The 23,608-nt window shown below is 71.3% G+C and carries 21 protein-coding genes and 2 tRNA genes; 16 read left to right on the top strand and 7 right to left on the bottom strand.

Going from position 1 to position 23,608, the window contains the following annotated elements; all coding sequences use genetic code 11:
• Positions 1-252 precede the first annotated feature (252 nt).
• A complete protein-coding gene (locus OHU74_RS12065) occupies positions 253-843 on the top strand; it encodes a biotin transporter BioY (protein ID WP_371615889.1) in 591 nt (196 codons plus the stop codon).
• Positions 844-858: 15 nt separating this feature from the next.
• Here OHU74_RS12065 and OHU74_RS12060 read toward each other — a convergent pair whose 3' ends face one another.
• Positions 859-1,293, bottom strand: a complete 435-nt coding sequence (locus OHU74_RS12060; protein WP_371615888.1) for a hypothetical protein — start codon at positions 1,291-1,293, stop codon at positions 859-861.
• A gap of 89 nt (positions 1,294-1,382) precedes the next feature.
• On the bottom strand, positions 1,383-2,822 hold the full coding sequence (locus OHU74_RS12055; protein WP_371615887.1) for an amino acid permease: 1,440 nt from the start codon (positions 2,820-2,822) through the stop codon (positions 1,383-1,385).
• Between the two features lie 219 nt (positions 2,823-3,041).
• Between OHU74_RS12055 and OHU74_RS12050 the strand changes: the two genes are divergently transcribed.
• Together OHU74_RS12050 and OHU74_RS12045 are read left to right on the top strand one after the other, a co-directional pair.
• Entirely contained in the window at positions 3,042-3,527 is a 486-nt protein-coding gene (locus tag OHU74_RS12050) for a ribose-5-phosphate isomerase (protein ID WP_330296409.1), read from the top strand.
• A gap of 68 nt (positions 3,528-3,595) precedes the next feature.
• A complete protein-coding gene (locus OHU74_RS12045) occupies positions 3,596-4,402 on the top strand; it encodes an Fpg/Nei family DNA glycosylase (protein ID WP_371615886.1) in 807 nt (268 codons plus the stop codon).
• Positions 4,403-4,490: 88 nt separating this feature from the next.
• Here the strand turns inward: OHU74_RS12045 and OHU74_RS12040 are convergent, their stop codons facing one another.
• Entirely contained in the window at positions 4,491-5,726 is a 1,236-nt protein-coding gene (locus OHU74_RS12040) for a GNAT family N-acetyltransferase (RefSeq protein WP_371615885.1), read from the bottom strand.
• Between the two features lie 116 nt (positions 5,727-5,842).
• Here OHU74_RS12040 and OHU74_RS12035 point away from each other — a divergent pair, with 116 nt between their 5' ends.
• From OHU74_RS12035 to OHU74_RS12025, 3 genes are all read left to right on the top strand, one after another.
• Positions 5,843-6,988, top strand: coding sequence for a PP2C family protein-serine/threonine phosphatase (locus tag OHU74_RS12035; protein WP_371615884.1), 1,146 nt, complete (start codon positions 5,843-5,845; stop codon positions 6,986-6,988).
• Between the two features lie 502 nt (positions 6,989-7,490).
• Positions 7,491-8,300, top strand: coding sequence for an ABC transporter ATP-binding protein (locus OHU74_RS12030; protein ID WP_371615883.1), 810 nt, complete (start codon positions 7,491-7,493; stop codon positions 8,298-8,300).
• Positions 8,300-10,720 (top strand): FtsX-like permease family protein, encoded by a 2,421-nt coding sequence (locus OHU74_RS12025; protein WP_371615882.1) that lies wholly within the window; start codon positions 8,300-8,302, stop codon positions 10,718-10,720. The genes OHU74_RS12030 and OHU74_RS12025 overlap by 1 nt, the downstream gene beginning before the upstream one ends.
• 245 nt (positions 10,721-10,965) lie before the next feature.
• On the opposite strand, the gene OHU74_RS12020 is transcribed toward OHU74_RS12025, so the two are convergent.
• Positions 10,966-11,589, bottom strand: coding sequence for a DUF4232 domain-containing protein (locus tag OHU74_RS12020; RefSeq protein ID WP_371615881.1), 624 nt, complete (start codon positions 11,587-11,589; stop codon positions 10,966-10,968).
• 129 nt (positions 11,590-11,718) lie between these two features.
• Here OHU74_RS12020 and OHU74_RS12015 point away from each other — a divergent pair, with 129 nt between their 5' ends.
• The 3 genes from OHU74_RS12015 to OHU74_RS12005 all read left to right on the top strand — a co-directional run bounded on the left by OHU74_RS12015 (position 11,719) and on the right by OHU74_RS12005 (position 13,920).
• Positions 11,719-13,113, top strand: coding sequence for an aspartate aminotransferase family protein (locus tag OHU74_RS12015; protein ID WP_371615880.1), 1,395 nt, complete (start codon positions 11,719-11,721; stop codon positions 13,111-13,113).
• Positions 13,110-13,595, top strand: a complete 486-nt coding sequence (locus OHU74_RS12010; protein ID WP_371615879.1) for an HD domain-containing protein — start codon at positions 13,110-13,112, stop codon at positions 13,593-13,595. The genes OHU74_RS12015 and OHU74_RS12010 overlap by 4 nt, the downstream gene beginning before the upstream one ends.
• 130 nt (positions 13,596-13,725) lie before the next feature.
• The gene (locus OHU74_RS12005) at positions 13,726-13,920 is read left to right on the top strand and encodes a hypothetical protein (RefSeq protein WP_330296402.1); all 195 of its coding nucleotides are present in this window, start codon (positions 13,726-13,728) and stop codon (positions 13,918-13,920) included.
• A 58-nt stretch (positions 13,921-13,978) separates the two neighbouring features.
• On the opposite strand, the gene OHU74_RS12000 is transcribed toward OHU74_RS12005, so the two are convergent.
• On the bottom strand, positions 13,979-14,224 hold the full coding sequence (locus OHU74_RS12000) for a hypothetical protein (protein WP_371615878.1): 246 nt from the start codon (positions 14,222-14,224) through the stop codon (positions 13,979-13,981).
• A 137-nt stretch (positions 14,225-14,361) separates the two neighbouring features.
• Positions 14,362-14,432, bottom strand: a tRNA-Gly gene (locus tag OHU74_RS11995).
• 167 nt (positions 14,433-14,599) lie between these two features.
• Here OHU74_RS11995 and OHU74_RS11990 point away from each other — a divergent pair.
• The 6 genes from OHU74_RS11990 to OHU74_RS11965 all read left to right on the top strand — a co-directional run bounded on the left by OHU74_RS11990 (position 14,600) and on the right by OHU74_RS11965 (position 19,833).
• A tRNA-Pro gene (locus tag OHU74_RS11990) sits at positions 14,600-14,676 on the top strand.
• A gap of 184 nt (positions 14,677-14,860) precedes the next feature.
• Entirely contained in the window at positions 14,861-16,264 is a 1,404-nt protein-coding gene (gene tig, locus OHU74_RS11985; RefSeq protein WP_371615877.1) for a trigger factor, read from the top strand.
• A 297-nt stretch (positions 16,265-16,561) separates the two neighbouring features.
• Complete coding sequence (locus tag OHU74_RS11980) at positions 16,562-17,179, top strand: ATP-dependent Clp protease proteolytic subunit (protein WP_250739480.1); 618 nt, start codon at positions 16,562-16,564, stop codon at positions 17,177-17,179.
• 82 nt (positions 17,180-17,261) lie between these two features.
• Positions 17,262-17,933 carry an ATP-dependent Clp protease proteolytic subunit gene (locus OHU74_RS11975; protein WP_371615876.1) on the top strand — a complete coding sequence of 224 codons (672 nt, stop codon included), beginning with the start codon at positions 17,262-17,264 and terminating at the stop codon, positions 17,931-17,933.
• A 153-nt stretch (positions 17,934-18,086) separates the two neighbouring features.
• Positions 18,087-19,373 carry an ATP-dependent Clp protease ATP-binding subunit ClpX gene (gene clpX / locus OHU74_RS11970; RefSeq protein ID WP_250739478.1) on the top strand — a complete coding sequence of 429 codons (1,287 nt, stop codon included), beginning with the start codon at positions 18,087-18,089 and terminating at the stop codon, positions 19,371-19,373.
• Positions 19,374-19,557: 184 nt separating this feature from the next.
• On the top strand, positions 19,558-19,833 hold the full coding sequence (locus OHU74_RS11965) for a hypothetical protein (RefSeq protein WP_371615875.1): 276 nt from the start codon (positions 19,558-19,560) through the stop codon (positions 19,831-19,833).
• A 45-nt stretch (positions 19,834-19,878) separates the two neighbouring features.
• Here OHU74_RS11965 and OHU74_RS11960 read toward each other — a convergent pair whose 3' ends face one another.
• A complete protein-coding gene (locus OHU74_RS11960) occupies positions 19,879-20,838 on the bottom strand; it encodes a hypothetical protein (protein WP_371615874.1) in 960 nt (319 codons plus the stop codon).
• A gap of 127 nt (positions 20,839-20,965) precedes the next feature.
• Between OHU74_RS11960 and OHU74_RS11955 the strand changes: the two genes are divergently transcribed.
• A complete protein-coding gene (locus tag OHU74_RS11955; RefSeq protein ID WP_371615873.1) occupies positions 20,966-23,587 on the top strand; it encodes a valine--tRNA ligase in 2,622 nt (873 codons plus the stop codon).
• The last annotated feature ends 21 nt before the right edge of the window (positions 23,588-23,608 follow it).

Below are 23,608 nucleotides of genomic sequence, written 5' to 3'. Positions count from 1 at the left end.
GCGGTGGGGGCCGCGAGGATTGGAGGGACCCCACAGTCTCCCCGCAGAGCCTCCCTCCGCGCAAAACGGACGACCAGTCGCTAGTGGGTCGTGATCCGGATCACTTCAACTCGGGCGTCGAGCCGGGTCTTTGTGCACTCCCCACCAAACCGGGCAGCGCGGCTTTGTCCCGGGCGACCCTGGGGCGACGCCGGTACCGGGACTAACGTCGGTGATCGTCCTTCTCGCCACGATCTTCGCGGAGCCCCCGTCATGAGCACTGCTTCCGTCTCCTTCCGGCCCGGCGCCGTCCTCGCCGACCTGCTGCCCGCGAGCGCGAGCCGCGTCCGCGACATCGCGCTCGTCGCCGGCGGAGCCGCGCTCACCGGACTGGCCGCGCAGATCGCCGTGCCCGTCCCCGGCTCCCCGGTCCCCGTCACCGGCCAGACCTTCGCCGCGCTCCTGGTGGGCACCGCCCTCGGCGCCCGCCGCGGCTTCCTCTCGCTCGCCCTCTACGCCCTCGTCGGCATGGCCGGCGTGCCGTGGTTCGCGGGCGGCACCTCCGGCGCGGGCGGGGCCTCCTTCGGCTACGTACTCGGCATGCTGCTCGCCGCCACCGTCGTCGGCGCCCTCGCGCGGCGCGGCTCCGACCGCTCGGTCCTGCGGACCGCGGGCACGATGGTGCTGGGCTCCGCCGTCATCTACGGGGTCGGCGTCCCCTACCTCGCGCTGTCCACCGGAATGACCTTCGGCGCGGCCGTCGCGGCGGGGCTGACGCCCTTCCTGATCGGCGACGCGCTCAAGGCCGCGCTGGCGATGGGCCTGCTGCCGGCCGCCTGGAAGCTGGTGGGCCGCCGCGGCTGACGCCGTACGCGGACCCTACGGAGCCGTGGGGCCGGTGCCGGTGCCGGTGCCGGTGCCGGTGCCCCCGGCCCGGAGGGCCGCGGCCTCGATCAGGGTCCAGCCGTCGACCTCCACCGGTCGGCGGTCGTCGGGCCGCCAGCCGCGGGCCAGGGCCTCGTCCAGCAGGGCCCGTACGGCGCGCGGTTCGTGCAGGTTCAGGTCGGCGCCCCGGGTGAAGCCCACGTCCCCGGAACCGAAGGGGGCCCCGCCCGGGACGTACCGGCCGGGGCCGTCGGCGAAGACGACGCGCAGCGGGCCGCCGCTGCCGGAGGGCTGCGGGGACAGGGTGAGGGTCTGGCGGCAGTCCACGGCCCGGCCGTCCTCGTCCCGGCGGTGACGGTGGCTCATCGTCCACATGTACACGCGCCCGTCGACGACCAGCCGGCGGGGCTTCTTCGCATTGCGGGGCACCGGGCCGAGGGTACAGACGGCGGCAGCCCCGGACCGCGAGGGCGGTCCGGGGCTGCTTGCGTCGTGCCTACGTTCCTACGTCCGCGCGGTTACGCGGCGAGGCGCGCGGCGGCCTTGCGGCGCACGTCGCGGACCACGCCGATGACGATCACCACGGCCGCCACCAGCAGCGACACCAGGACGGTCTCGCGGTTGTCCTTGTCGTAGACCATGTAGCCCAGGACGAAGGTGATCATCGCGGCGGTGGCCCAGGTCAGGTACGGGAAGAACCACATCTTCACCGTCACCTTCTCCGGAGCCTCGCGCATCAGGATCCCGCGCATCCGCAGCTGGGTCAGGCAGATCACCAGCCACACGAACAGCGCGATCGCGCCCGAGGCGTTCAGCAGGAAGCTGAAGACGGTGTCCTTGAAGGCGTAGTTGAAGTAGACGGCGACGAAGCCGAAGACCACCGAGCCCAGGATCGCGGCCGTCGGTACGCCCCGCTTGCTCACCTTGGCGAAGGCCTTGGGGGCATCGCCGCGCTCGCCCAGCGAGAAGGCCATGCGGGAGGCGGTGTACAGGCCCGAGTTCAGGCAGGACAGCACGGCCGTCAGCACGATCACGTTCATGATCTGTCCGGCGTGCGCGATGCCGATCGAGTCCAGGGCGGCGACGTACGAGCCCTTCTCGGTGATCGACTTGTCGTTCCACGGCAGCAGGGTCAGGACGATGAAGATCGAGCCCAAGTAGAAGACGCCGATCCGCCAGATCACCGAGTTGGTGGCCTTGGTGACCGCGCGCCGCGGGTCCTCGGACTCGCCGGCGGCCAGCGTGACGATCTCGCTGCCCATGAAGGAGAAGACGACCATCAGCACACCGGTGAGGACCGAACCCCAGCCGTTCGGCATGAACCCGCCGGTGTCGGTGAGGTGCGCGAAGCCCGCGCCCGGGTTGTCCGAGCCCGGCAGCACGCCGAAGACGGCCAGCATGCCGATGATCACGAAGCCGCCGATGGCGACGACCTTGATGCCGGCGAACCAGAACTCGAACTCGCCGTACGAGGCGACCGAGCCGAGGTTGGTGACCGTCAGCACCGCCATCACGATCAGGGCCCAGGCCCACTGCGGGACGGCCGGCACCCAGCCTTCGAGGATCACGGCCCCGGCGGTGGCCTCCACGGCCAGCACGACGACCCAGAAGAACCAGTACAGCCAGCCGATGGAGAAACCGGCCCAGCGGCCGAGCGCGCGGTCGGCGTACGCGGAGAAGGACCCGGAGTTCGGGCTGGCGGCGGCCATCTCGCCCAGCATCCGCATGACGAAGACGACCATCGCGCCGACCAGCGCGTAGGAGATCAGGATGGCGGGACCGGTTTTGGCGATACCGCCGCCGGAGCCGACGAAGAGGCCGGCGCCGATGACGCCGCCGATGGCGATCATGGACAGGTGGCGGTTCTTGAGACCGGCCTTCAGGCCATCGGAGGGCTGGGCGGAACCGGGTTCACCGGTCGGGTCGCCTGCCTTCTGAAGGGTCGTCGTGGAACTCATGGACGGATCCTTAGGTTCTCGGGGTGCGAGCCCGGGCATTCAAACCTGAGATGAACGCAGGACGGAAGACCCCAATCCGGATCGTTGCGATAGGGCGAACGTCCAGGACCTAGGTCCCACCGTGTCCCATCTGCGTCCTTTGGGTTTACTTGAGCTTTAGAAGTGACTTACGCGACACCCGCTGCGGCCCGTCGGGGGCGCTCGTGCCACACTCGACCCATGCGCGTGTACCTCGGATCCGACCATGCCGGCTTTGAGCTCAAGAACCACCTGGTGGACTGGCTCAAGAACAACGGCCACGAGCCCGTCGACTGCGGGCCCCACATCTACGACGCGGTGGACGACTACCCGCCGTTCTGCCTGCGCGCCGCGGAGCAGACCGCCGCGGACGCCGACGCCCTCGGCATCGTGATCGGCGGCTCCGGCAACGGCGAGCAGATCGCCGCGAACAAGGTCAAGGGCGTCCGCGCCATCCTGGCCTGGAGCGTCGACACCGCGAAGCTCGGCCGCGAGCACAACAACGCCAACGTCATCTCCGTCGGCGGCCGGATGCACACGCAGGACGAGGCCGTCTCCTTCATCGAGGCGTTCCTGGCGACCCCGTACTCCGGCGAGGAGCGCCACACCCGGCGCATCGACATGCTCTCCGCCTACGAGACCACCGGCGAGCTGCCCCCGATCCCGGCGCACCACCCGCAGGGCTGATCCCGCTTTCCGGCCGCGGCGCCTTCCGGGGCGGCGCGGCCGGTTTTTCTTTTCCGAGGAGTACCGCCGTGCCCGAGGGGCATACGATCCACCGCCTCGCCGAGGACCACACCGAGCGCTTCGCCGCCCGCACGGTCCGGGTGAGCAGCCCCCAGGGCCGGTTCGCCGAGAGCGCGGCCCTGCTCGACGGCCGCGAGCTGGAATCGGCCGAGGCGCACGGCAAGCACCTGTTCCTGGAGCTCGGCGACGCCTGGATCCACATCCACCTCGGCCTCTTCGGCAAGCTCGGCTTCGGGCCCGCCCCGGCCCCGCCGGCCACCGACACGGTCCGGCTGCGGTTGCTGAACGAGGAGCACTACGCCGACCTGCGCGGCCCCACCGCCTGCGCGCTGATCGGCGAGGGCGAGAAGAAGGCGATACACGACCGCCTCGGCCCGGACCCGCTGCGCCCGGCCGACGACCCGGACCGCGCCTGGGCCCGGATCTCCCGCTCCCGCACCACCGTCGCCGCCCTGCTGATGGACCAGAAGGTCGTCGCGGGCGTCGGCAACGTCTACCGCGCCGAGGTGCTCTTCCGGCACGGAATCGACCCGTACCGCCCGGGCAAGGACCTGACCCGCCGCGAGTGGGACGCGATCTGGGCCGATCTGGTGCTGCTCATGCGCGAGGGCGTGCGCAACAACCGGATCGACACCGTGCGTGACGAGCACCTGCCGGAAGCCATGGGCCGCCCGCCGAGGGTGGACGACCACGGCGGCGAGGTGTACGTCTACCGGAGGGCGAACATGCCCTGCCACATCTGCGGGGGCGAGATCCGCACCGCCGGTCTCGCCGCCCGCAACCTCTTCTGGTGCCCGGGGTGCCAGGGCCGCTAGCCGCGGGAACGGGAGCGGGCGGTGCAGCCCGGCGGTGCCGGAGGCCCGCCGGGCGCCCCGGGGCGGAGCCGGCCGGGCCTCCGCCGCGCTAGAAGCCGTGCGGCAGCCAGGGGGCCACGTCGCCGGCGAAGCCCCGCGACGCCGCCGTGAGCGCCCCCGCGCGGACCTCCCGCACCAGGCCGGCCGCGGCCAGCGAGTTCAGGGTGGTGCCGCCCAGATACGCCGCCCCGAGCTCCCGAACCGACAGTTCCAGATCGGCCGGGTCCTCCGTCCGGGTACAGGTGGCGGCCCCGTCCGCGCCGGCGGACAGCCGCCAGCGCCCCGCGTTCCACGGGCAGAACGCGTCCTCGACCTCCAGCACCACGTCCAGCGGAGCCCCGTAGCTCCGCGCGATCAGCGCCGCCGGCAGGTCCACGAGCCGCACGTGCAGGGAGTCGCGCAGCCGCGCCCGGGTCCTGCGGACATCGGAGACCAGGTGGAGCAGCGCATCGTCCGCCGGCCGCTTGTTGGCCCGGACGGTCCAGGTCAGGTCGATGGAGAACACGTACCGCCACAGCGCCGCGTACACCGCCGGGTCGAGCGCGTCGAGATCGGCGACGTCCACCTTGCCGTCCGAGCCGGACAGCTCCCAGTCGTCCTTGACCCGGTAGCGGGCGTACCCGACCACCTCGCCGTCCGCCCGCTCGGCGACCACGCACTTCAGCGGAGACGCGCCGTTGCGGGAGGACTCCGGGTCCAGCAGCGCCTGCTGCTCCCACCCCGGCTGCCGGGCCGGCATCCCGGGACGGCCCGCGACCAGCGCCGCGTAGACCCGCTCGCAGTCGGCCAGCGCCTTGCGCGGATCGACCAGCCGCAGCCGTACGTCGTCGGTCCCCGGCGGCACGGAGAGCCGTACGCGGGTGGTGTCGATTTCCACCGACATCGAGTACGCGCCCGTGCCGTAGCCGAAGCGCCCGTAGATCGCCGGATCCGAGGCCGTCAGCACGGCGAGCGGTTCACCACCCGCACGGACGTCGTCCAATTGCCGGCGCATCAGCGAGGTCAGCACCCCGCGCCTGCGGTGGGTGGGGGAGACGCCCACCATCGTGACACCGGCGGCGGGCACGAGCGCCCCGCCCGGCACGGAGAGGCGGAAGGAGAAGGCCCCGGCCGAGCCCACGCAGGTCTCTGCGTCCCAGACGCCGAGGGAGCGCTCCGTCTCGGTGAGCGACTTGTACAGCTCGCGCTCCTCAGCGGATTCCGGCACCCCACCGAACGCCAGTTCCAGATGGTCGTACCAGACATCCCACTCATCAGCTTGCAAAACGCGCATCTCAAGAGCCATACGGCCATCCCTATCAGGGCAATCCGTCCCGGTCGATCTCTTTTCGGTTGCCGATGGGCCCATCTCAGGGGGTACCCCTGCGCGCGCACAGCCAGGATGGATAGGGTCCCGAAGCAATGGCCGGAGCACGCGTGGAGACTCTCCTGGCCCGGACGCGCATGCTGTCGCACCGGGCCCGCACCGCCCTGCGCAAATCCGCCGTCGACTACTTCCGCGGCGACGCCTCCGACTGGCTCGCCTTCGGCGGACTGCTGCTCACCATCCCCGCCATCGCCTGCGGCACCCTGATGCTGCCCGTCTGGTTCTCGCCCTCCGCACTGGTCCTGCCCATCGTCGCGGGCGGCCTGCTGCTGCGCCCCGCCAGCCTCCTCGCCCTGTACGCGGCCTCCGCGGCCGCGCTCATCGTCGAAGCCCTGGTCCTCGGTCCGTACACCCAGGGCCCCGCCCGGGTCACCCCCGGCACCGTGCTGGTCGTCGCCGCCTGCGGATTCTTCGGGCTGGTCATCGCCCAGTTCCGCAGCCGCGTCGGAGTGCCCTGGCGGCGCGGCGGCACCATGCTCTTCGACCTGCGCGAACGCATCCGGGTCCAGAGCAAGCTGCCCGCCCTGCCGCGCGGCTGGCACCGCGAGATGGCCCTGCGCCCGGCCGGCGGCCAGTCCTTCTCCGGAGACTTCGTGGTCGCCGCCCGCACCAACGGCGGCCGCACCCTGGAGATCGTCCTCACCGACGTCTCCGGCAAGGGCATGGAGGCGGGCTCCCGCGCCCTCCTCCTCTCGGGCGCCTTCGGCGGCCTCCTCGGCGCCCTCCCGCCGCACGGGTTCCTGCCCGCCGCCAACGGCTACCTGCTCCGCCAGGACTGGGACGAGGGCTTCGCCACCTCCATCCACCTCGTCCTCGACCTGGAGACAGGCGACTACGAACTCCTCTCCGCCGGACACCTGCCCGCCCTCCAACTCAGCGCGGGCACCGGCCGCTGGCAGGAGGTCTCCGGCGAGGGCCCGCTCCTCGGCGTCTACGACGGAGCCGAATTCGTCCCGGCCCAAGGGAACCTGCGGCGCGGCGACGTCCTGATGCTCTTCACCGACGGCCTCGTCGAGACCGCCGAACGCGACATCAGCGAGGGCATGGACCGCCTCACCGGCGAGGCCGACCGCTACGTCGCCGCCGGCTGGGAGGGCGCGACCTGGCACCTGATCGAAAAGGTCGCCAAGGACGTCAACGACGACCGCGCGCTGCTCCTGATCCGCCGCTCTCCTTTTTAACGCGCCGCTCGCACGGCTCGGCCCTGGCGGGCCTCCCCGGCTTCGCGCCGCTGCGCCGGACTCCGTCCGTCGGTGGCCGGGCGGGGGTGCCGCCACTGCCGTCCGGCCGCGTGCCCGGTGGGCGGGTGCGGGTGGGTCGGCCCTGCGGGGCGTGGTCCCCTACCCGCCCTTCCACCGTTCCCCGGGCTCCGCCCGGACCCGGTCCTCAAACGCCGGACGGGCTGGAAGATCCAGCCTTGCCGGCGTTTGAGGCGCGGGGTCTGGGGCGGAGCCCCAGGGAACGGTGGAAGGGCGGGTAGGGGACAGCCCCGCAGGGCAACGCTCCGCAGGGCGGGGCCCGCCACGGCCACGGCCGCCGCCGCCGCCCGACCCCGGACCGATGGTCGGGTTTACCCCACCACCGGTCCGCCAGCTTCCGCCATGGTCACCGCCCCACCGCCCTCCGTAGCGTCACAGGCACGATCACCACCGGGTGGTCGACCGGCACGGAAGGCGGCACACCATGGGGCTCCGGCGCAGCAAGCGGCAGGCCGAGCAGCAACCGCGGCAGGCCGGGCAGCCCACCCCGGCCGTCGAGCTGCGCGGCGTCCGGCGGAGGTACGGCCGCGGCACCTCCGCGGTCCACGCGCTGCGCGGGATCGACCTCAGCCTGCCCCGCGGCAGCTTCACCGCCGTGATGGGTCCTTCCGGCTCCGGCAAGTCCACCTTCCTCCAGTGCGCCGCGGGCCTCGACCTCCCCACCGAGGGTTCCGTCCGCCTCGGCGGCACCGAGATCACCGGCATGAACGAGAACCAGCTCACCGAGCTCCGCCGCAGCCGCCTCGGCTTCGTCTTCCAGGCCTTCAACCTGCTGCCCTCCCTCACCGTCGAGCAGAACGTCCTGCTCCCGATGCGCCTGGCCGGCGGCCGTCAGGACACCGCGCGCGCCGCCGACCTGCTCGCCCGCGTCGGCCTGGAGGGCAAGGGACGGCGCCGGCCGGCCGAACTCTCCGGCGGCCAGCAGCAGCGCGTGGCCATCGCCCGCGCCCTGGTCACCCGTCCCGACGTGGTCTTCGCCGACGAGCCCACCGGAGCCCTCGACACCACCACCGCCTCCGAGGTGCTCGGGCTGCTCCGCACTGCCGTGGACACCCTCGGCGCCACCGTGGTCATGGTCACCCACGACCCGGCCGCCGCCGCCCACGCCGACCAGGTGCTCTTCCTCGCCGACGGCCTGATCGCGGACCGGCTCCCGCGCAGCTCCGCCGCCACGATCGCGGCCAGGATGACCACGCTCACCGCCCGCCCGGTGTTCGCGGGAGCTGCCGCCTGATGTCCCCGCGCCCCAACGGCCTGGCCCGCGCGGCACTGCGCTTTCGCCCCGCGGCCTTCGCCGGCACCTTCATCGCCCTGCTCATGACCGTCGCCATCGTTTCCGCCTGCGGGATCCTCCTGGAGAGCGGAGCGCGCGCGAGCCTCCCGCCGACCCGCTACGCCGAGGCCCCCGTGGTCGTCGCCGCCGATCAGCAGGCACGCCTGCGGGTGGGCAGCGGCGAGGGCTCCTACGAGACCACCGCGCAGGTCCCGGAGCACGCCCGGGTCGACGCCGCGCTCCTGGCCCGACTGGCGCCCCTGGGACGGGCGGTGCCCGACGTGGTGTTCCCCGTGCGGGACGAGACCCGGGCGGCCGCGGGAGCCGGGGCCGGCGCCGTCCTCGAGGCCTACGGCTGGGGCTCCACCGCCTTCAGCCCTACGGAGCTGCGCGCGGGCCGCGCCCCGGCCGGTCCGGGCGAAGTCGTGCTGGGCGGGGCCGCGGGCGCAGCCGCCGGGGAGGCGGCCGACGGGCCCGGCCGGGTCACGCTCGCCACCCCGGCGGGGGAGCGGGAGTTCCGGGTCGTCGGGCGCACCGACCGGCCCGGGGCCTGGTTCTCCGACGCCGAAGCGCGCACCCTGTCCGGACACCCCGGCGCACTCGACGCCATCGCCGTCTTCGGCGCCGACCCCGAGCGGGTGCGGGCCGCCGTCGACGGCCGGGCCCAGGTCCTGACCGGGCCGGACCGTGCCATGGACCCGGAGCTCGCCGGTGCGAAGGAGATCCTGACCGCCCTCGGCGGATCCTTCGGCGGCATCGCCACCCTCGTCGCCGTCTTCACGGCCGCGGGCACCGTCGCGCTCTCCGTCGGGCAGCGCTCCCGCGAGTTCGCCCTGCTGCGCGCCCTCGGAGCCACCCCGCGCCAGATCCGGCGCACGGTCGCCACCGAAGCCCTGCTCGTCGCGCCGCTCGCGGGCGCGCTGGGCTGCGTACCCGGCATCGCCCTCGCCTCCTGGTGGTTCGGACAGCTCAAGGCGAAGGGCGCCGTCCCGGACGGGGTAGACCTGGCCGTCTCCTGGATCCCCCTGGCCGCCGCCATCGGCATCGGACTCGCCGCCGCCCTGCTCGCCGGCTGGGCCGCATCCCGCCGCCCCGCCCGCATCCGCCCCGGCCAGGCCCTCGCCGCGGCCGCCGAGGAACGCCTGCGGCCCGGGTGGATCCGTACCCCCCTCGGCCTCGCCGCCCTGGCCGGCGGGGCCGTCTGCGCGGGGCTGGCCGCCACCGGCAGCGGCCCCGACGCCGCCAACACCTCGCTCGGCGTCGTCATGCTCTTCATGCTCGCCGTGGCCCTGCTCGGCCCGCTCGTCGCCCGCCTCTGCGCCGGCCTCTTCGGGCTCCCGCTGCGCGCCGGGGGAGCCGCCGGCGCGCTGGCCGCCGCCAACTCCCGTGCCCACGCCCGCCGCCTCGCCTCCGCGATCACCCCGATCGTGCTCGCCATCGCCTTCTCCTCCACGCTGGTCTTCCTCCACACCAGCCAGGACCGGGCCGTACAGCGACAGCAGGAGACCGGGCTCCTCGCCGACCACGTCGTCACCGATCCGCGCGACCCGGACCGGGCGGTCGCGGGCGGGGCCGTCGCCATCACCCGCACCTCCGTCCTGGCCGTCGTCGGCTCCGGCTCGGACCGCTGGATCCAGAGCGCCACCGCGCAGGGCGTCGCCGGGGACATCACCACCGTCCAGGACCTGGGCGTGCGCTCGGGGAACCTCTCCCGCCTGGCCCCCGGCACGGTGGCCGTCGACCGGACCCTCGCCGACGCCGCCCACGCCGGCGTCGGCGACCGCATGGACCTGCGCCTGCCCGACGGCACCCGCACCACCCCCGAGATCGTGGCCGTCTACTCCCGCGGCCTCGGCCTCGGCGAGGTCACCCTGCCCGCCGCCAACCTGGCCGGCCACACCACCGCCGGACGCCCCACCGAACTCCTGATCCGCGGCCCCGTCCCGGCCGGAGCCGGCCCGGCGCAGTCCGCCTCCGCCTGGACCACCGCCCAGAGCCTGGACCGCGAACTCAACGCCTGGGCCAACACCACCATGGCGGCCGTCCTCGGCGGCTTCGCGGCCGTCGCCGCCGCCAACACCCTGGTGATGACCGTCCTCGACCGCCGCCGCGAACTGCGCATGCTGCGCCTGGTCGGCTCCACCCGCCGCCAGGTGCTGCGGATGCTCCGCTGGGAAGCCCTCCTGGTCAGCGGCGCCGGCATCACCCTCGGCTCGGCCATCGCCCTGGCCACCCTCATCCCCCTGACCAAGGCCCTGACGGGCACCGGCCCCTACGTCCCACCCGCCCTCTACGCCTCCTTCGCAGCCGCCGCGGTGGCCCTCACCCTGACGGCCACCTCCCTCCCGGCCCGCCGCGCGCTCCGCCTGCACCGCCCCTGAACCACCACCCACCGACCACCGCCCCGGGCGTCTCCGCCCCGGTCCCCTTCGGCCCATCCGCCGCGCCCCGCCCCGGGGCGCCGCCTCGGGCTCTCAGCCCATCCGGCGTGCTCCGCCCCGGGCTCTTCCAGCCCGTCCGGCGTTTGAGGACCGGGTCCGGGCAGCGCCCGGGGAACGGTGGAAGGGCGGGTAGGGGACAAGCCCCGCAGGGCCGCCCACCCCCGGAGGCCCCCCACCCCCGGTCCTCACCGCACGAGCGCCGTCCAAGGCCCGATCCCGAGTTTCCCGGTGTTCCCCAGATCAACCGGCCGACTGAGCCGCAGCACCAGCTTCGGCGCACCCGGCCGCGGGGTGACCTCCAGCACCCACCCCTCCGCCGCCACGACGTCCGTCTCCGTGACGAGGTTGCGCCACACCATCGGCACATACGCGGCCCGCCCCGGCGCGATGACCACCTCCTGCGGGGGAGCGTCCACGTTCGCCGCCCCGGTGGTGATGCCCGCCGAGCCGTGCGCCACGGTCACTTCCACGGGCGCCTGCGCCTTGTCGAGCAGCCGCAGCTGCGGATACCCCTCCACCACGTAGGGCTGCGTCCCGCAGTTGACCAACTGCACGGACTCCGCCCGCAACCCCATGGCGGCGCTCCCGTCCCCCTCGACCAGCCGCACCCCGCCCTCGGGACACGCCTCCCCGGCCGAAGAGGCCCCCGCCCCGGCCCCCGCCGTCGCCCCCGCCCGAGGGCTACCCAAGGGGTTGCCGACAGTCGGCCCCGGCGCCGCCGGAGGCGCCGGCGGGGTATCGCACCCCGCCAGCACCGTCACCAGAACTCCCGCCCCGCCCAGGGCCCGCCCCCACCGTCTCCACGTCATCCCCCGACCCTAAGGCGCGGCGGATCCGGCCCGCCGGAGCCCCAAGCACCGGGTCCACGGCCCGGAGCCCGGGCCACTCGCCCCCGATTGGCCGGTCCGACGCCCCCGCGGGGCGCCTACCCTGCCCCCATGGACCGCACCCTCGCCGCTGACCTGGCCCGATTCCCCGCACTGCTCGACGCCACCCGCGACGCCGCCGCCGCGGCCCTCGCGGCACTGGACGTGCGTCCCGTCGTAGCGCCCCTCCAGGACGGCCCCCCGGCTCCGGAGCCGCTGCCCGAGCGCGGGACGGGCACCGAGGAGGCCCTCGCGGCCTTCGCCGGACGCTGGGCCCCGCGACTGTCGGCCTCCGCCGGACCCCGCTACCTCGGCTTCGTCACCGGCGGCGCCACCCCCGCCGCCCTCGCGGGCGACTGGCTGACCGCGGCGCACGACCAGAACTCCAACTCCGCCCTGGACGGCGGCGGTCAGGACCTCGAACGCGAAACCGTCGGCTGGCTCCGCGAGCTCTTCGGCCTCTCCGACGCGCACACCGGCACCTTCGTCAGCGGCGCCACCATGTCCAACACCACCGGCCTCGCCATCGCCCGCGAATGGCTGGGCGAACGCCTCGGCGTCTGTCCGGCCGAGGACGGCGCGGCCGCGCTCGGCCCGGTCCGGGTGCTGTCCGGCGCCCCGCACTCCTCCATCGCCAAGGCCCTCTCCGTCCTCGGCCTCGGCCGCCGCGCCCTGGTCCCCGTACCGACCCTGCCCGGCCGCGAGGCCGTCGACCCCGCGGCCCTGGAACGCGCCCTCGCCGACGAGCCGGGCCGCCCCGCCGTCGTCGTCGCGAACGCCGGCACCGTCAACTCCGTGGACTTCGACGACCTGCGCGCCATCGCGGCCCTGCGCGAACGCCACGACTTCTGGCTGCACACGGACGCCGCCTTCGGCGCGTTCGCCGCGCTCTCCCCGGAACACGCCCACCTCACCGCCGGACTCGACGCCTCCGACTCCGTCTGCGTCGACCTCCACAAGTGGCTCAACGTCCCCTACGACAGCGCCGTGCAGTTCACCCGCCGCCGCGACCTCCAGGCCCGCGTCTTCCAGAACTCGGCCGCCTACCTGGGCCCCCTCGGCGACCACCCCGACCTGGTGCACCTCACCCCGGAGAACTCCCACCGGCTGCGGGCCCTGGCCGCCTGGTTCACGCTGCGCGCCTACGGCCGCGAGGGCCACCGGGAGATCGTCGAACGGGACATCGCCTGCGCCCGCGCCCTCGGCGATTCCCTCTCCGCAGATCCGTCCTTCACGGTCCTGGCCCCGGTCCGCCTGAACGTCGTCTGCTTCACCCTCGCCGAGGCCCCCACCACGGCCCGTCTCACCGCCCTGCGCGAAGCGGTGGGCCCGGAGGTCTTCCTCACCCCCACCGTCTACGCGGGAACCCCCGCCCTGCGCGCCGCGTTCTCCAACTGGCGTACCACGCAGGCGGATGTGCGCCGGGTGGCGCAGGCCCTGCACACTGCGGCGAAGGAGCTCGGATGACCGACCGCCACCACCTGACGCCCCTAACACCCCTAACACCCCTGACCCTCGCCGAGGTCGAGGCCCTGGCCCGCGCCGCGCACGAGGGCCAGACCGACAAGGCCGGCCGGCCGTACGCGGAACACCTCGCGGCCGTGGCCGAGGGGGTCCGCGCCCGCGGCGGGTCGGACGCACAGCAGGCGGCGGCCTGGCTCCACGACTCGATCGAGGACGACGCCCTCACTCCGGCCTGGCTGGAATCCGCCGGACTCCCGCAATCCGTCAAGGAGATGGTCCTCGCCCTGACCAAACGCCCCGGCGAACCGGTCGAGGAGTACACGGCCCGCATCCTCGCCACCCCGGGCGCCCTGCTGGTCAAGGAAGCCGACCTCGCGCACAACGCGGACCCGGCCCGCCTGGCGGTCCTGGACGCCCCGACCCGGGAGCGCCTGTCCGTTAAGTACCTCTACGTCCGCTCCCTCCTGGGCCTCAAGGCCCCCTGAGGCAAACGCGCCACTGCCGATTCGTCACGAGACGGATAGCCGGGGCGCGTTGGTGGGAGGATGGTCCATGTGGGGGTACGCCTGATCGTGCCCCGGGCCGACCAGGGGACGACCGAAGGTGTGATCAGAAGTGGCCATTTCGCTGTCAGTAGTGGTTCTGTTGGCGATCATCCTCGTGGTGCTCGTCCGCGGAAATCACCTCAAGGCCGGCCCCGCGATCGTCGCGGTCCTCTTCGGCTTCTTCCTCGCGTCCAGCTCCATCGCCCCGGACGTCAACAACTTCCTGGACTCCCTGGCCACCACGATCGCCGGCATCAAGCTCTGATCCGAACCACGGACTCCGGACTCCGAAGCGCCGGGCCGCGGCCGGAAACGGGCCGCGGTCAGGTGGTCGCGGCGAGACCGATCCCCGTGATCAGCGCGAGCGCGCCGAAGCCCGCGACGAACCAGCCACCGATGAGCACGAACCGCCGCGCGAGCGTCATTCCGGTCGTCCCCCCGCGCGGCGCGAGCTTGAGCCGGCCGGCCCGGTAGACGCAGAAGGCCCCGGCAGGAATGAACATCGCGGCGAGCCGGAACATGCTGCTCGGCGAAGTCGCCTCCTGCGCCGCGATGTAGTGCCCGATCAATTTCCCACCCTCAATGCGGCCGATGATGTGGTGATCACCTCATGGCCCGGTCCGCGCCGTCAAGGGTTCGGAGATCCAGGAAACGCATCAGGGCCAGGTCGAGGAAACATCCTCTGACCTGGCCCTGAGCCATAAAGAGCGGGCGACGGGAATCGAACCCGCGTAGCTAGTTTGGAAGACTAGGGCTCTACCATTGAGCTACGCCCGCACAGCGTGCGCCGCGGATCCGGGGAGCGCGGCACGAACAGCATCCTAGCGGGTCGCGGCGGGGCATCGCACACCTCATTGCGGGCCCGCGTGTGCGCGGGGCGGGGGTTCCGTGGAAACACCGCGCGGCAAAGGGTCTTCGGGCATGTACCCTACGTGTCGCACCGACGGGGTGTGGCGCAGCTTGGTAGCGCGTCCGCTTTGGGAGCGGAAGGTCGTCGGTTCGAATCCGGCCACCCCGACCAGCAGTGTCTCCGACAGATCTCGCGACCTCGCGTTGATGATCGCGTTGTGGGCTGATTGCCGCTTGCGGTTACTATGCAAGCTGCGTGCCCGTGTGTCTGATGTACCGGGCCCGATCCACCGAACCGCTGAATCACAGCGTGACGGCGGAGACCCCCAGCAGTCAGCCACCAAGGAGACCAAACCGTGAAGAGCGCCGTGGAGACCCTGAACCCGACTCGGGTTCGGCTCACTGTTGAGGTGCCCTTCGAGGAGCTCAAGGACAGCCTCGACGCGGCCTACAAGAAGATCAACCAGCAGGTCACGGTGAAGGGCTTCCGCAAGGGCAAGATCCCCGCCCGGGTCATCGACCAGCGCTTCGGCCGCGGTGCGGTGCTGGAGGAGGCCGTCAACGACGCCCTCCCGAAGTTCTACACCGAGGCGGTCAACGAGGCCGACCTGAACCCGCTGGGCCAGCCCGAGGTCGACATCACGGAGCTGAAGGACGGCGAACTGCTGGCCTTCACCGCCGAGGTCGACATCCGCCCCGCGATCGAGATCCCGGACTACTCCGGCATCGAGGTCACCGTGGACGCCGTCGAGGTCTCGGACGAGGACGTCGAGAAGTCGGTCGAGCAGCTGCGCGGCCGCTTCGCGTCCACCAAGGACGTCGAGCGCGCGGCGGAGGACGGCGACGTCGTCACCATCGACCTCGAAGCCAAGGTCGACGGCGAGGTGCTGGAGGACGGTGTCGCCCAGGACGTCTCCTACACCATCGGCTCTGGTGAGCTTCTCGAAGGCATCGACGAGGCCGTCAAGGGCCTGGAGGCCGGTGGCGAGGCCACCTTCACCTCCCAGCTGAAGGGCGGCTCCGCCGAGGGCAAGGACGCCGAGGTCACCGTCAAGGTCACCAAGGTTTCCGCCCGTGAGCTGCCGGAGCTGGACGACGAGTTCGCCGGCATGGCGAGCGAGTTCGACACCCTCGAAGAGCTCAAGGCCGACAGCCGCAAGCGCCTTGAGAACATGAAGCAGTACGACCAGGCCACGCAGGCCCAGGAGCGCGTCCTGGAGAAGCTGCTGGAGCTCGTCGAGGTCCCGATCCCCGAGAAGCTCCTCGCGGACGAGGTCCAGACCCGCAAGCACAACCTCGAGCACCACCAGCTCGGCCAGATGGGCCTGTCCATCGAGAAGTACCTCGAGATCCAGGGCAAGACGGTCGAGGAGTTCGACGCCGAGACCGCCGAGCAGGCGATCAAGGGCATCAAGACCCAGTTCGTCCTCGACGAGCTGGTCAACAAGGAGAAGCTGAACGTCAACCAGGAGGAGCTCACCGAGCACCTCATGCGTCGCGCCGCTTCCTCCGGCATGTCCCCCGACCAGTTCGCCCAGGCCGTCGTCGAGGGTGGCCAGGTTCCGATGCTCGTCGGCGAGGTCGCCCGCGGCAAGGCCCTCGCGGCCGTCGTCGAGGCCGCCAAGGTCACCGACACCAACGGTGAGGTCGTCGACCTCTCGGACGACGAGGACGACGAGAACACGGTCGAGCAGGCCGCCGAGACCGTCGAGAACGCGGTCGAGGCCGACGGCGAGATCGCGGCCGACGAGGCCAAGTAACACCTGCCGGGCCTAGCCGGGGCACACCCCCGGAGCGGTACCGGAGCACGGCCCGAAGGGCCCGTACGCGGCTGCGTGCGGGCCCTTCGGCATGCCCGCCCGGGACCCCCGGGACCTTGCGCTCCGAGCGAACAGTTCGGGAAGCGGGATGGCGTTGTCCTACCTGCGCGTTAGGGTCCATGAATACGAGGGCACGGGAGTACCCGACGCCGGTGGACATCGTCCGCACGGTTGGTCCGCGCCCCAGAACGAGACGCTGAGACGGCACATGGCCGTCGGAGACGAGCAGGTGGATACGTGACGAATCTGAAGCCTTACGCCGCGGGTGAGCCGTCCATCGGTGGCGGCCTCGGCGACCATGTCTACAACCGGCTGCTCGGCGAGCGCATCATCTTCCTCGGCCAGCAGGTAGACGACGACATCGCGAACAAGATCACGGCGCAGCTCCTGCTCCTGGCCGCCGAGCCGGAGAAGGACATCTACCTGTACATCAACAGCCCCGGCGGCTCGGTGACGGCCGGCATGGCGGTCTACGACACCATGCAGTACATCCCGAACGACGTCGTCACCATCGGTATGGGCATGGCGGCCTCCATGGGCCAGTTCCTGCTCACCGGCGGAACCCCGGGCAAGCGCTTCGCGCTCCCCAACACCGACATCCTGATGCACCAGGGCTCCGCCGGCATCGGCGGCACCGCCTCGGACATCAAGATCCAGGCCCAGTACCTGCTGCGCACGAAGCAGCGCATGGCTGAGATCACCGCCCACCACTCCGGTCAGACCGTGGAGACGATCATCCGCGACGGCGACCGCGACCGCTGGTACACGGCGGAAGAGGCCAAGGCTTACGGCCTCATCGACGAGATCATCTCCGCCGCGTCCCTGGTTCCCGGCGGCGGCGGCACCGGGGCCTGATCCCGGCCCCGGCGCGCAGGGCCCCGTAGAGGGCCCCGCCCGCCCGCACCAGGCAAGCCTCAGCCCGCAGAACGCCACCAGGATGGTGAACACCCAGATGCACATGAACAATCTCTCTCCCGCGAGCGGCCTCTACACCGGCGCACCGGTGGACAACCGCTACGTCATCCCGCGCTTCGTCGAGCGCACCTCGCAGGGCGTGCGCGAGTACGACCCGTACGCGAAGCTCTTCGAGGAGCGCATCATCTTCCTCGGCGTGCAGATCGACGACGCCTCCGCCAACGACGTCATGGCGCAGCTGCTGTGCCTGGAGTCGATGGACCCGGACCGCGACATCTACCTGTACATCAACAGCCCCGGCGGCTCCTTCACCGCGCTGACGGCGATCTACGACACGATGCAGTTCGTGAAGCCGGACATCTCGACGGTCTGCATGGGCCAGGCGGCCTCCGCCGCCGCCGTCCTGCTCGCCGCCGGCGCCCCCGGCAAGCGCATGGCGCTCCCGAACGCCCGTGTGCTGATCCACCAGCCCTCGGGCGGCACCGGCCGCGAGCAGCTCTCCGACCTGGAGATCGCGGCCAACGAGATCCTGCGCATGCGCGACCAGCTCGAGAACATGCTGGCCACGCACTCCTCGACGCCGATCGAGAAGATCCGCGACGACATCGAGCGCGACAAGATCCTCACGGCTCAGGACGCGCTGGCGTACGGCCTGATCGACCAGGTCGTGGCCACCCGCAAGACTTCGAACTGATCCTTGCCGCCAGTTGGCGTGGGCACGTCGCCGGATTGGGCGATGTGAACCACGTCAAGGGGGCCCCGCACGGGGCCCCCGGCAAGGTACCGTCGGATATGAGGCACCAGGAGCGCTGAACCAGGCGTCTCCCAGGCGAAGGGGAAGCACCTCGTGGCACGCATCGGTGACGGCGGCGACCTGCTCAAGTGCTCGTTCTGCGGAAAGAGCCAGAAGCAGGTGAAGAAGCTCATCGCGGGACCCGGTGTGTACATCTGCGACGAGTGCATCGACCTCTGCAACGAGATCATCGAAGAGGAACTCGCGGAGACCTCCGAGGTCCGCTGGGAAGAGCTTCCCAAGCCGCGGGAGATCTACGAGTTCCTGGAGAGCTACGTCGTCGGCCAGGAGCCGGCGAAGAAGGCGCTCTCCGTAGCGGTGTACAACCACTACAAGCGCGTCCAGGCAGGCGAGAACGGCGGCGGGACGGGCCGCGACGACGCGATCGAGCTCGCGAAGTCCAACATCCTGCTGCTGGGTCCCACGGGCTCCGGCAAGACCCTCCTCGCGCAGACCCTCGCCCGGATGCTGAACGTCCCGTTCGCCATCGCCGACGCGACGGCGCTGACGGAGGCCGGGTACGTCGGCGAGGACGTCGAGAACATCCTGCTCAAGCTGATCCAGGCCGCTGACTACGACGTCAAGAAGGCCGAAACCGGGATCATCTACATCGACGAGATCGACAAGGTCGCCCGCAAGAGCGAGAACCCGTCGATCACGCGCGACGTGAGCGGCGAGGGCGTGCAGCAGGCCCTGCTGAAGATCCTGGAAGGCACGACCGCTTCCGTACCGCCGCAGGGCGGCCGCAAGCACCCGCACCAGGAGTTCATCCAGATCGACACGACGAACGTGCTGTTCATCGTGGGCGGAGCCTTCTCCGGCCTGGAGCGGATCATCGAGTCCCGCGCCGGCGCCAAGGGCATCGGCTTCGGGGCGACGATCCGCTCGAAGCGCGAGATCGAGGCGAGCAACCAGTTCCAGGAGGTCATGCCGGAGGACCTGGTGAAGTTCGGGATGATCCCCGAGTTCATCGGCCGTCTCCCCGTCATCACCTCGGTGCACAACCTGGACCGCGAGGCCCTGCTCCAGATCCTCATCGAGCCGCGCAACGCGCTGGTCAAGCAGTACCAGCGGCTGTTCGAACTCGACGGCGTCGAGCTGGACTTCGAGCGCGAGGCCCTCGAGGCCATCGCCGACCAGGCGATCCTCCGCCAGACCGGCGCGCGCGGCCTGCGCGCCATCATGGAAGAGGTCCTGATGTCGGTGATGTACGAGGTCCCGTCCCGTAAGGACGTGGCCCGCGTGGTCATCACCTCGGACGTGGTCCGCTCCAACGTCAACCCGACGCTGGTCCCCCGGATCGTCCCGAAGGACCAGGGCCCGCACGAGAAGTCGGCGTAGCTGCACCGAGCATCACGCAGAAGGGTCGCTCCTTCAGCCAGTTGGCTGGGGCGGCCCTTCTGGCTTTCGAAGATCAGCCAAAAGACGTGAAAATCGGCCATGCGTTCGAGTTCGTCTAGGTCCCGCGCTATCCGATGAGTTGACTACTGCCTGGTAGTGACCACGATCGGCAAGGAGCGGCTATATGAGCAAGGCGCGACGGATCATCGGCATGGCTGCGGCGACGGCATTGGCGGGTGCGCTGCCCGTGCTCGCGGCAGCGCCCGCGCAGGCCACCTCTGGGGACTGCACGAACTACATGCGTAACCTGGGCTACGTTGTCGGACCCAACGTGATCAGCGCGTGTGATCAGGGCACGACGGGTTTCTTTGGCGAGCAGGCCTGCTACGGGATACTGGTATCGCGGGGCGTGAGGCCGGACCACGCCAATGAGGCGTGTTACCAGGCGTCGCGTGACTGACGTCAACGGTCCAAGGGCCCAGCCTGTGCTGGGCCCTTGCCATGATCAGGCCTTGCTGCGCGAGGTGTTGTAGAGCTTCGCCGTCAGGCCCGCGACCTCGTCGAGGGAGGCGCCGCTGCCGCCGACCAGGAGCTGGGCCGGGTCCACGAGGTTGACCGTGGTCAGCATCGAGTAGTCGCCCCAGGCGCAGGTCGGGATCTGCATGGTCGAGGGCGTCTTGCCCGTGGCGGGCTTCAAGCTGGTCATCTTGACGACGGCGCACTTCATGATGGCGCCCTTGAAGCCGTCGGGGGTGAACTCCTTCGGAGTGCCGACCAGTTCGTACTTGAAGCCGAGCGCCTCCGCTTCCTTGTTGGGCTGGCTGTAGGTGGCATAGAAGGCGTCGACCGTCTTCTCAGGATCGGCTACCTGGCCCCAGTAGCCCTTGGCGCTGAGCTGCTTGCTCTTGGTGTCCGTGCCGACCTGGTACTGAGCGCCCGCGGACGTCGGGTTCTTGATGCCGATCGCCTCGAACTTCGTCTTCTGCTCGGGGGTGATCGGGGCGTCGGTCGAGGGGCCGCCGGCAGCGGGCGCCTTCTTCTGGAACTGGTCGACCTTCTCAGGGAAGGTCAGCTTGTAACCCTTGGTGTCGGCGGAGACGCCTCCGCTCGCGCCGCCGCCCTTCGTGAAGTACCAGCCGGCGCCCGCGACCACGGCGACCGCCACGACCACGGCGATGATCACGCCGGCCTTGGACTTCTTCGGGGGAGTGCCGCCGTACGGAGGCTGCTGCGGGTAGCCGCCGTACGGGGGCTGCTGCTGCGGCTGCTGCGGGTAGCCCTGCGGGGGGATTCCGGGGGGAGCCTGCTGCGGGTATCCGTAGCCGGGCTGCGGGGCGGGCTGCTGCCCGTAGGGGCCGGGCTGACCGGGCTGACCGTAGGGTCCCGGCTGCTGCGGCTGCTGCCCGTAAGGCCCCGGCTGCTGCGGCTGCTGGCCCCCGTACGGCCCTGGCTGGTTGTAGCTCATCCCGTGTCCCCCTGTGAGGTTGCTTATTCGTCCCACACATCCTTGCGGAAGCCGGAGGCGTACAGGGCGCCGGGCCCCGCTAAACCCGGTTTCATGACCGGACCGTTACGGCCCTAAACTGTGCTCCGTGACCGAGAACACGCAGACACCCAGCAGCCCCGACTCCGAACTGCCGACTTCGTACGCGCCGGCCGATGTAGAGGGGAAGCTCTACGAGCGCTGGGTAGAGCGTGGGTACTTCGAGGCGGACGAGAAGAGCGAGAAGCCTCCCTTCGCCATCGTCATCCCGCCGCCGAACGTCACCGGAAGCCTCCACCTGGGGCACGCCTTCGAGCACACGCTCATCGACGCCATCACCCGCCGCAAGCGCATGCAGGGCTACGAGACCCTGTGGCAGCCCGGCATGGACCACGCGGGCATCGCCACCCAGAACGTCGTCGAGCGCGAGCTCGCCAAGGAGGGCAAGTCCCGCCACGACCTGGGCCGTGAGGCGTTCGTCGAGCGCGTCTGGCAGTGGAAGGGCGAGTCCGGCGGGCAGATCTCCGGCCAGATGCGCCGCCTCGGCGACGGCGTCGACTGGTCGCGCGAGCGCTTCACCATGGACGAGGGCCTGTCCGAGGCCGTCCAGACCATCTTCAAGAAGCTCTACGACGACGAGCTGATCTACCGCGCCGAGCGCATCATCAACTGGTGCCCCCGCTGCCTCACCGCGATCTCCGACATCGAGGTCGAGTACCAGGACGACGAGGGCGAGCTCGTCTCCATCCGCTACGGGGAGGGCGACGCCTCCATCGTCGTCGCCACCACCCGCGCCGAGACGATGCTCGGTGACACGGCCGTCGCCGTTCACCCCGAGGACGAGCGCTACAAGCACCTCGTCGGCACCGAGATCGAGCTGCCGCTCACCGGCCGCCGCATCCCGGTCGTCGCCGACGAGCACGTCGACCCCGAGTTCGGCACCGGCGCCGTCAAGGTGACCCCGGCGCACGACCCCAACGACTTCGAGATCGGTCAGCGCCACGGCCTGCCCAACCTCGCCGTCATGGACGAGCACGCGGTCATCACCGTCCACGGCCCCTTCCAGGGCCTGGACCGGCTGGAGGCCCGCTCCGCCATCGTCGCCGCGCTGCGCGCCGAGGGCCGGATCGTCGCCGAGAAGCGCCCGTACACCCACTCCGTCGGGCACTGCTCGCGCTGCAAGACCACCATCGAGCCGCGGCTGTCGCTCCAGTGGTGGGTCAAGGTCGGCCCGCTCGCCAAGGCCGCCGGTGACGCGGTCCGCGACGGCCAGGTCAAGATCCACCCGCAGGAGATGGAGAAGCGCTACTTCGACTGGGTCGACAACCTCCACGACTGGTGCATCTCGCGCCAGCTGTGGTGGGGCCACCGCATCCCCGTCTGGTACGGCCCGAACGGCGAGATCGTCTGCGTCGGCCCCGACGAGCAGCCGCCGACCGGCGAGGGCTGGACCCAGGACACGGACGTCCTGGACACCTGGTTCTCCTCCGGCCTGTGGCCGTTCTCCACGCTCGGCTGGCCGCAGCAGACCGAGAGCCTGGCGAAGTTCTACCCGAACGCCGTCCTGGTCACCGGCTACGACATCCTCTTCTTCTGGGTCGCCCGGATGATGATGTTCGGCCTGTACGCGATGGACGGCACCCCGCCGTTCCACACCATCGCCCTGCACGGCATGGTCCGCGACGAGCGCGGCAAGAAGATGTCGAAGTCCTTCGGCAACGCGGTCAACCCGCTGGACTGGATGGACAAGTACGGCTCCGACGCCGTCCGCTTCACTCTGGCCCGCGGCGCCAACCCGGGCATCGACGTCCCGATCGGCGAGGACTGGGTCCAGGCCTCCAGCAAGTTCGCCAACAAGATCTGGAACGCCACGCGCTTCGCGCTGATGAACGGCGCCACGATCGAGGGCGACCTGCCGCCGGTCGAGGAGCTGTCGGCGACAGACCGCTGGATCCTGTCCCGGCTGAACACGACGGTCGCGCAGGCCGACGCGTTCTACGAGGACTACCAGTTCTCGAAGCTGTCGGACGCCCTCTACCACTTCGCGTGGGACGAGGTCTTCGACTGGTACGTCGAGCTGTCGAAGACGACCTTCTTCGCGGGCGGCGAGCCGGCCAAGGCCTCCGCCCGGGTCCTCGGCGAGGTCCTCGACGTCATGCTGCGCCTGCTGCACCCGGTGGTCCCCTTCGTCACCGAGACCCTGTGGACCACGCTGACCGGCGGCGAGTCCCTCGTGATCGCCGACTGGCCGAAGGACAGTGGCTTCCGCGACGCGGCCGCCGAGGCCGAGATCGAGGGCGTCCAGAGCCTGGTCCGGGAGGTCCGCCGGTTCCGCAAGGAGCAGGGCCTCGACGACAAGCAGAAGGTCCCGGCCCGCCTGGACCTCTCCGCCACGGCGCTGGCCGCCCACGAGGCCGCCATCCGCCAGGTGCTGCGCCTCCAGCCGGAGGGCGAGGCCTTCAGCGCCACCGCCACCCTGCCGGTCGGCGGCGCCACGGTCGCGCTCGACCTGTCGGGCACCATCGACATCCCGGCGGAGCGCAAGCGGCTGAGCAAGGACCTGGCCGCCGCCGAGAAGGAGAAGCAGCAGGCCGAGGCGAAGCTCGGGAACGAGGCCTTCATCGCGAAGGCTCCCGACAACGTCGTGGACAAGATCAAGGGCCGCCTCACCAAGGCCGAGGACGACATCGTCCGGCTCCAGGCCCAGCTCGAAGCCCTGCCCGTGGGCTGACGGCACCCGTAGAGCACAAGC

The organism is Streptomyces sp. NBC_00454, assembly GCF_041434015.1.
Classification (GTDB): domain Bacteria; phylum Actinomycetota; class Actinomycetes; order Streptomycetales; family Streptomycetaceae; genus Streptomyces.
The sequence above is the reverse complement of the archived record's forward strand: the minus strand, read 5'-3'. Positions and strand labels throughout refer to the sequence as shown.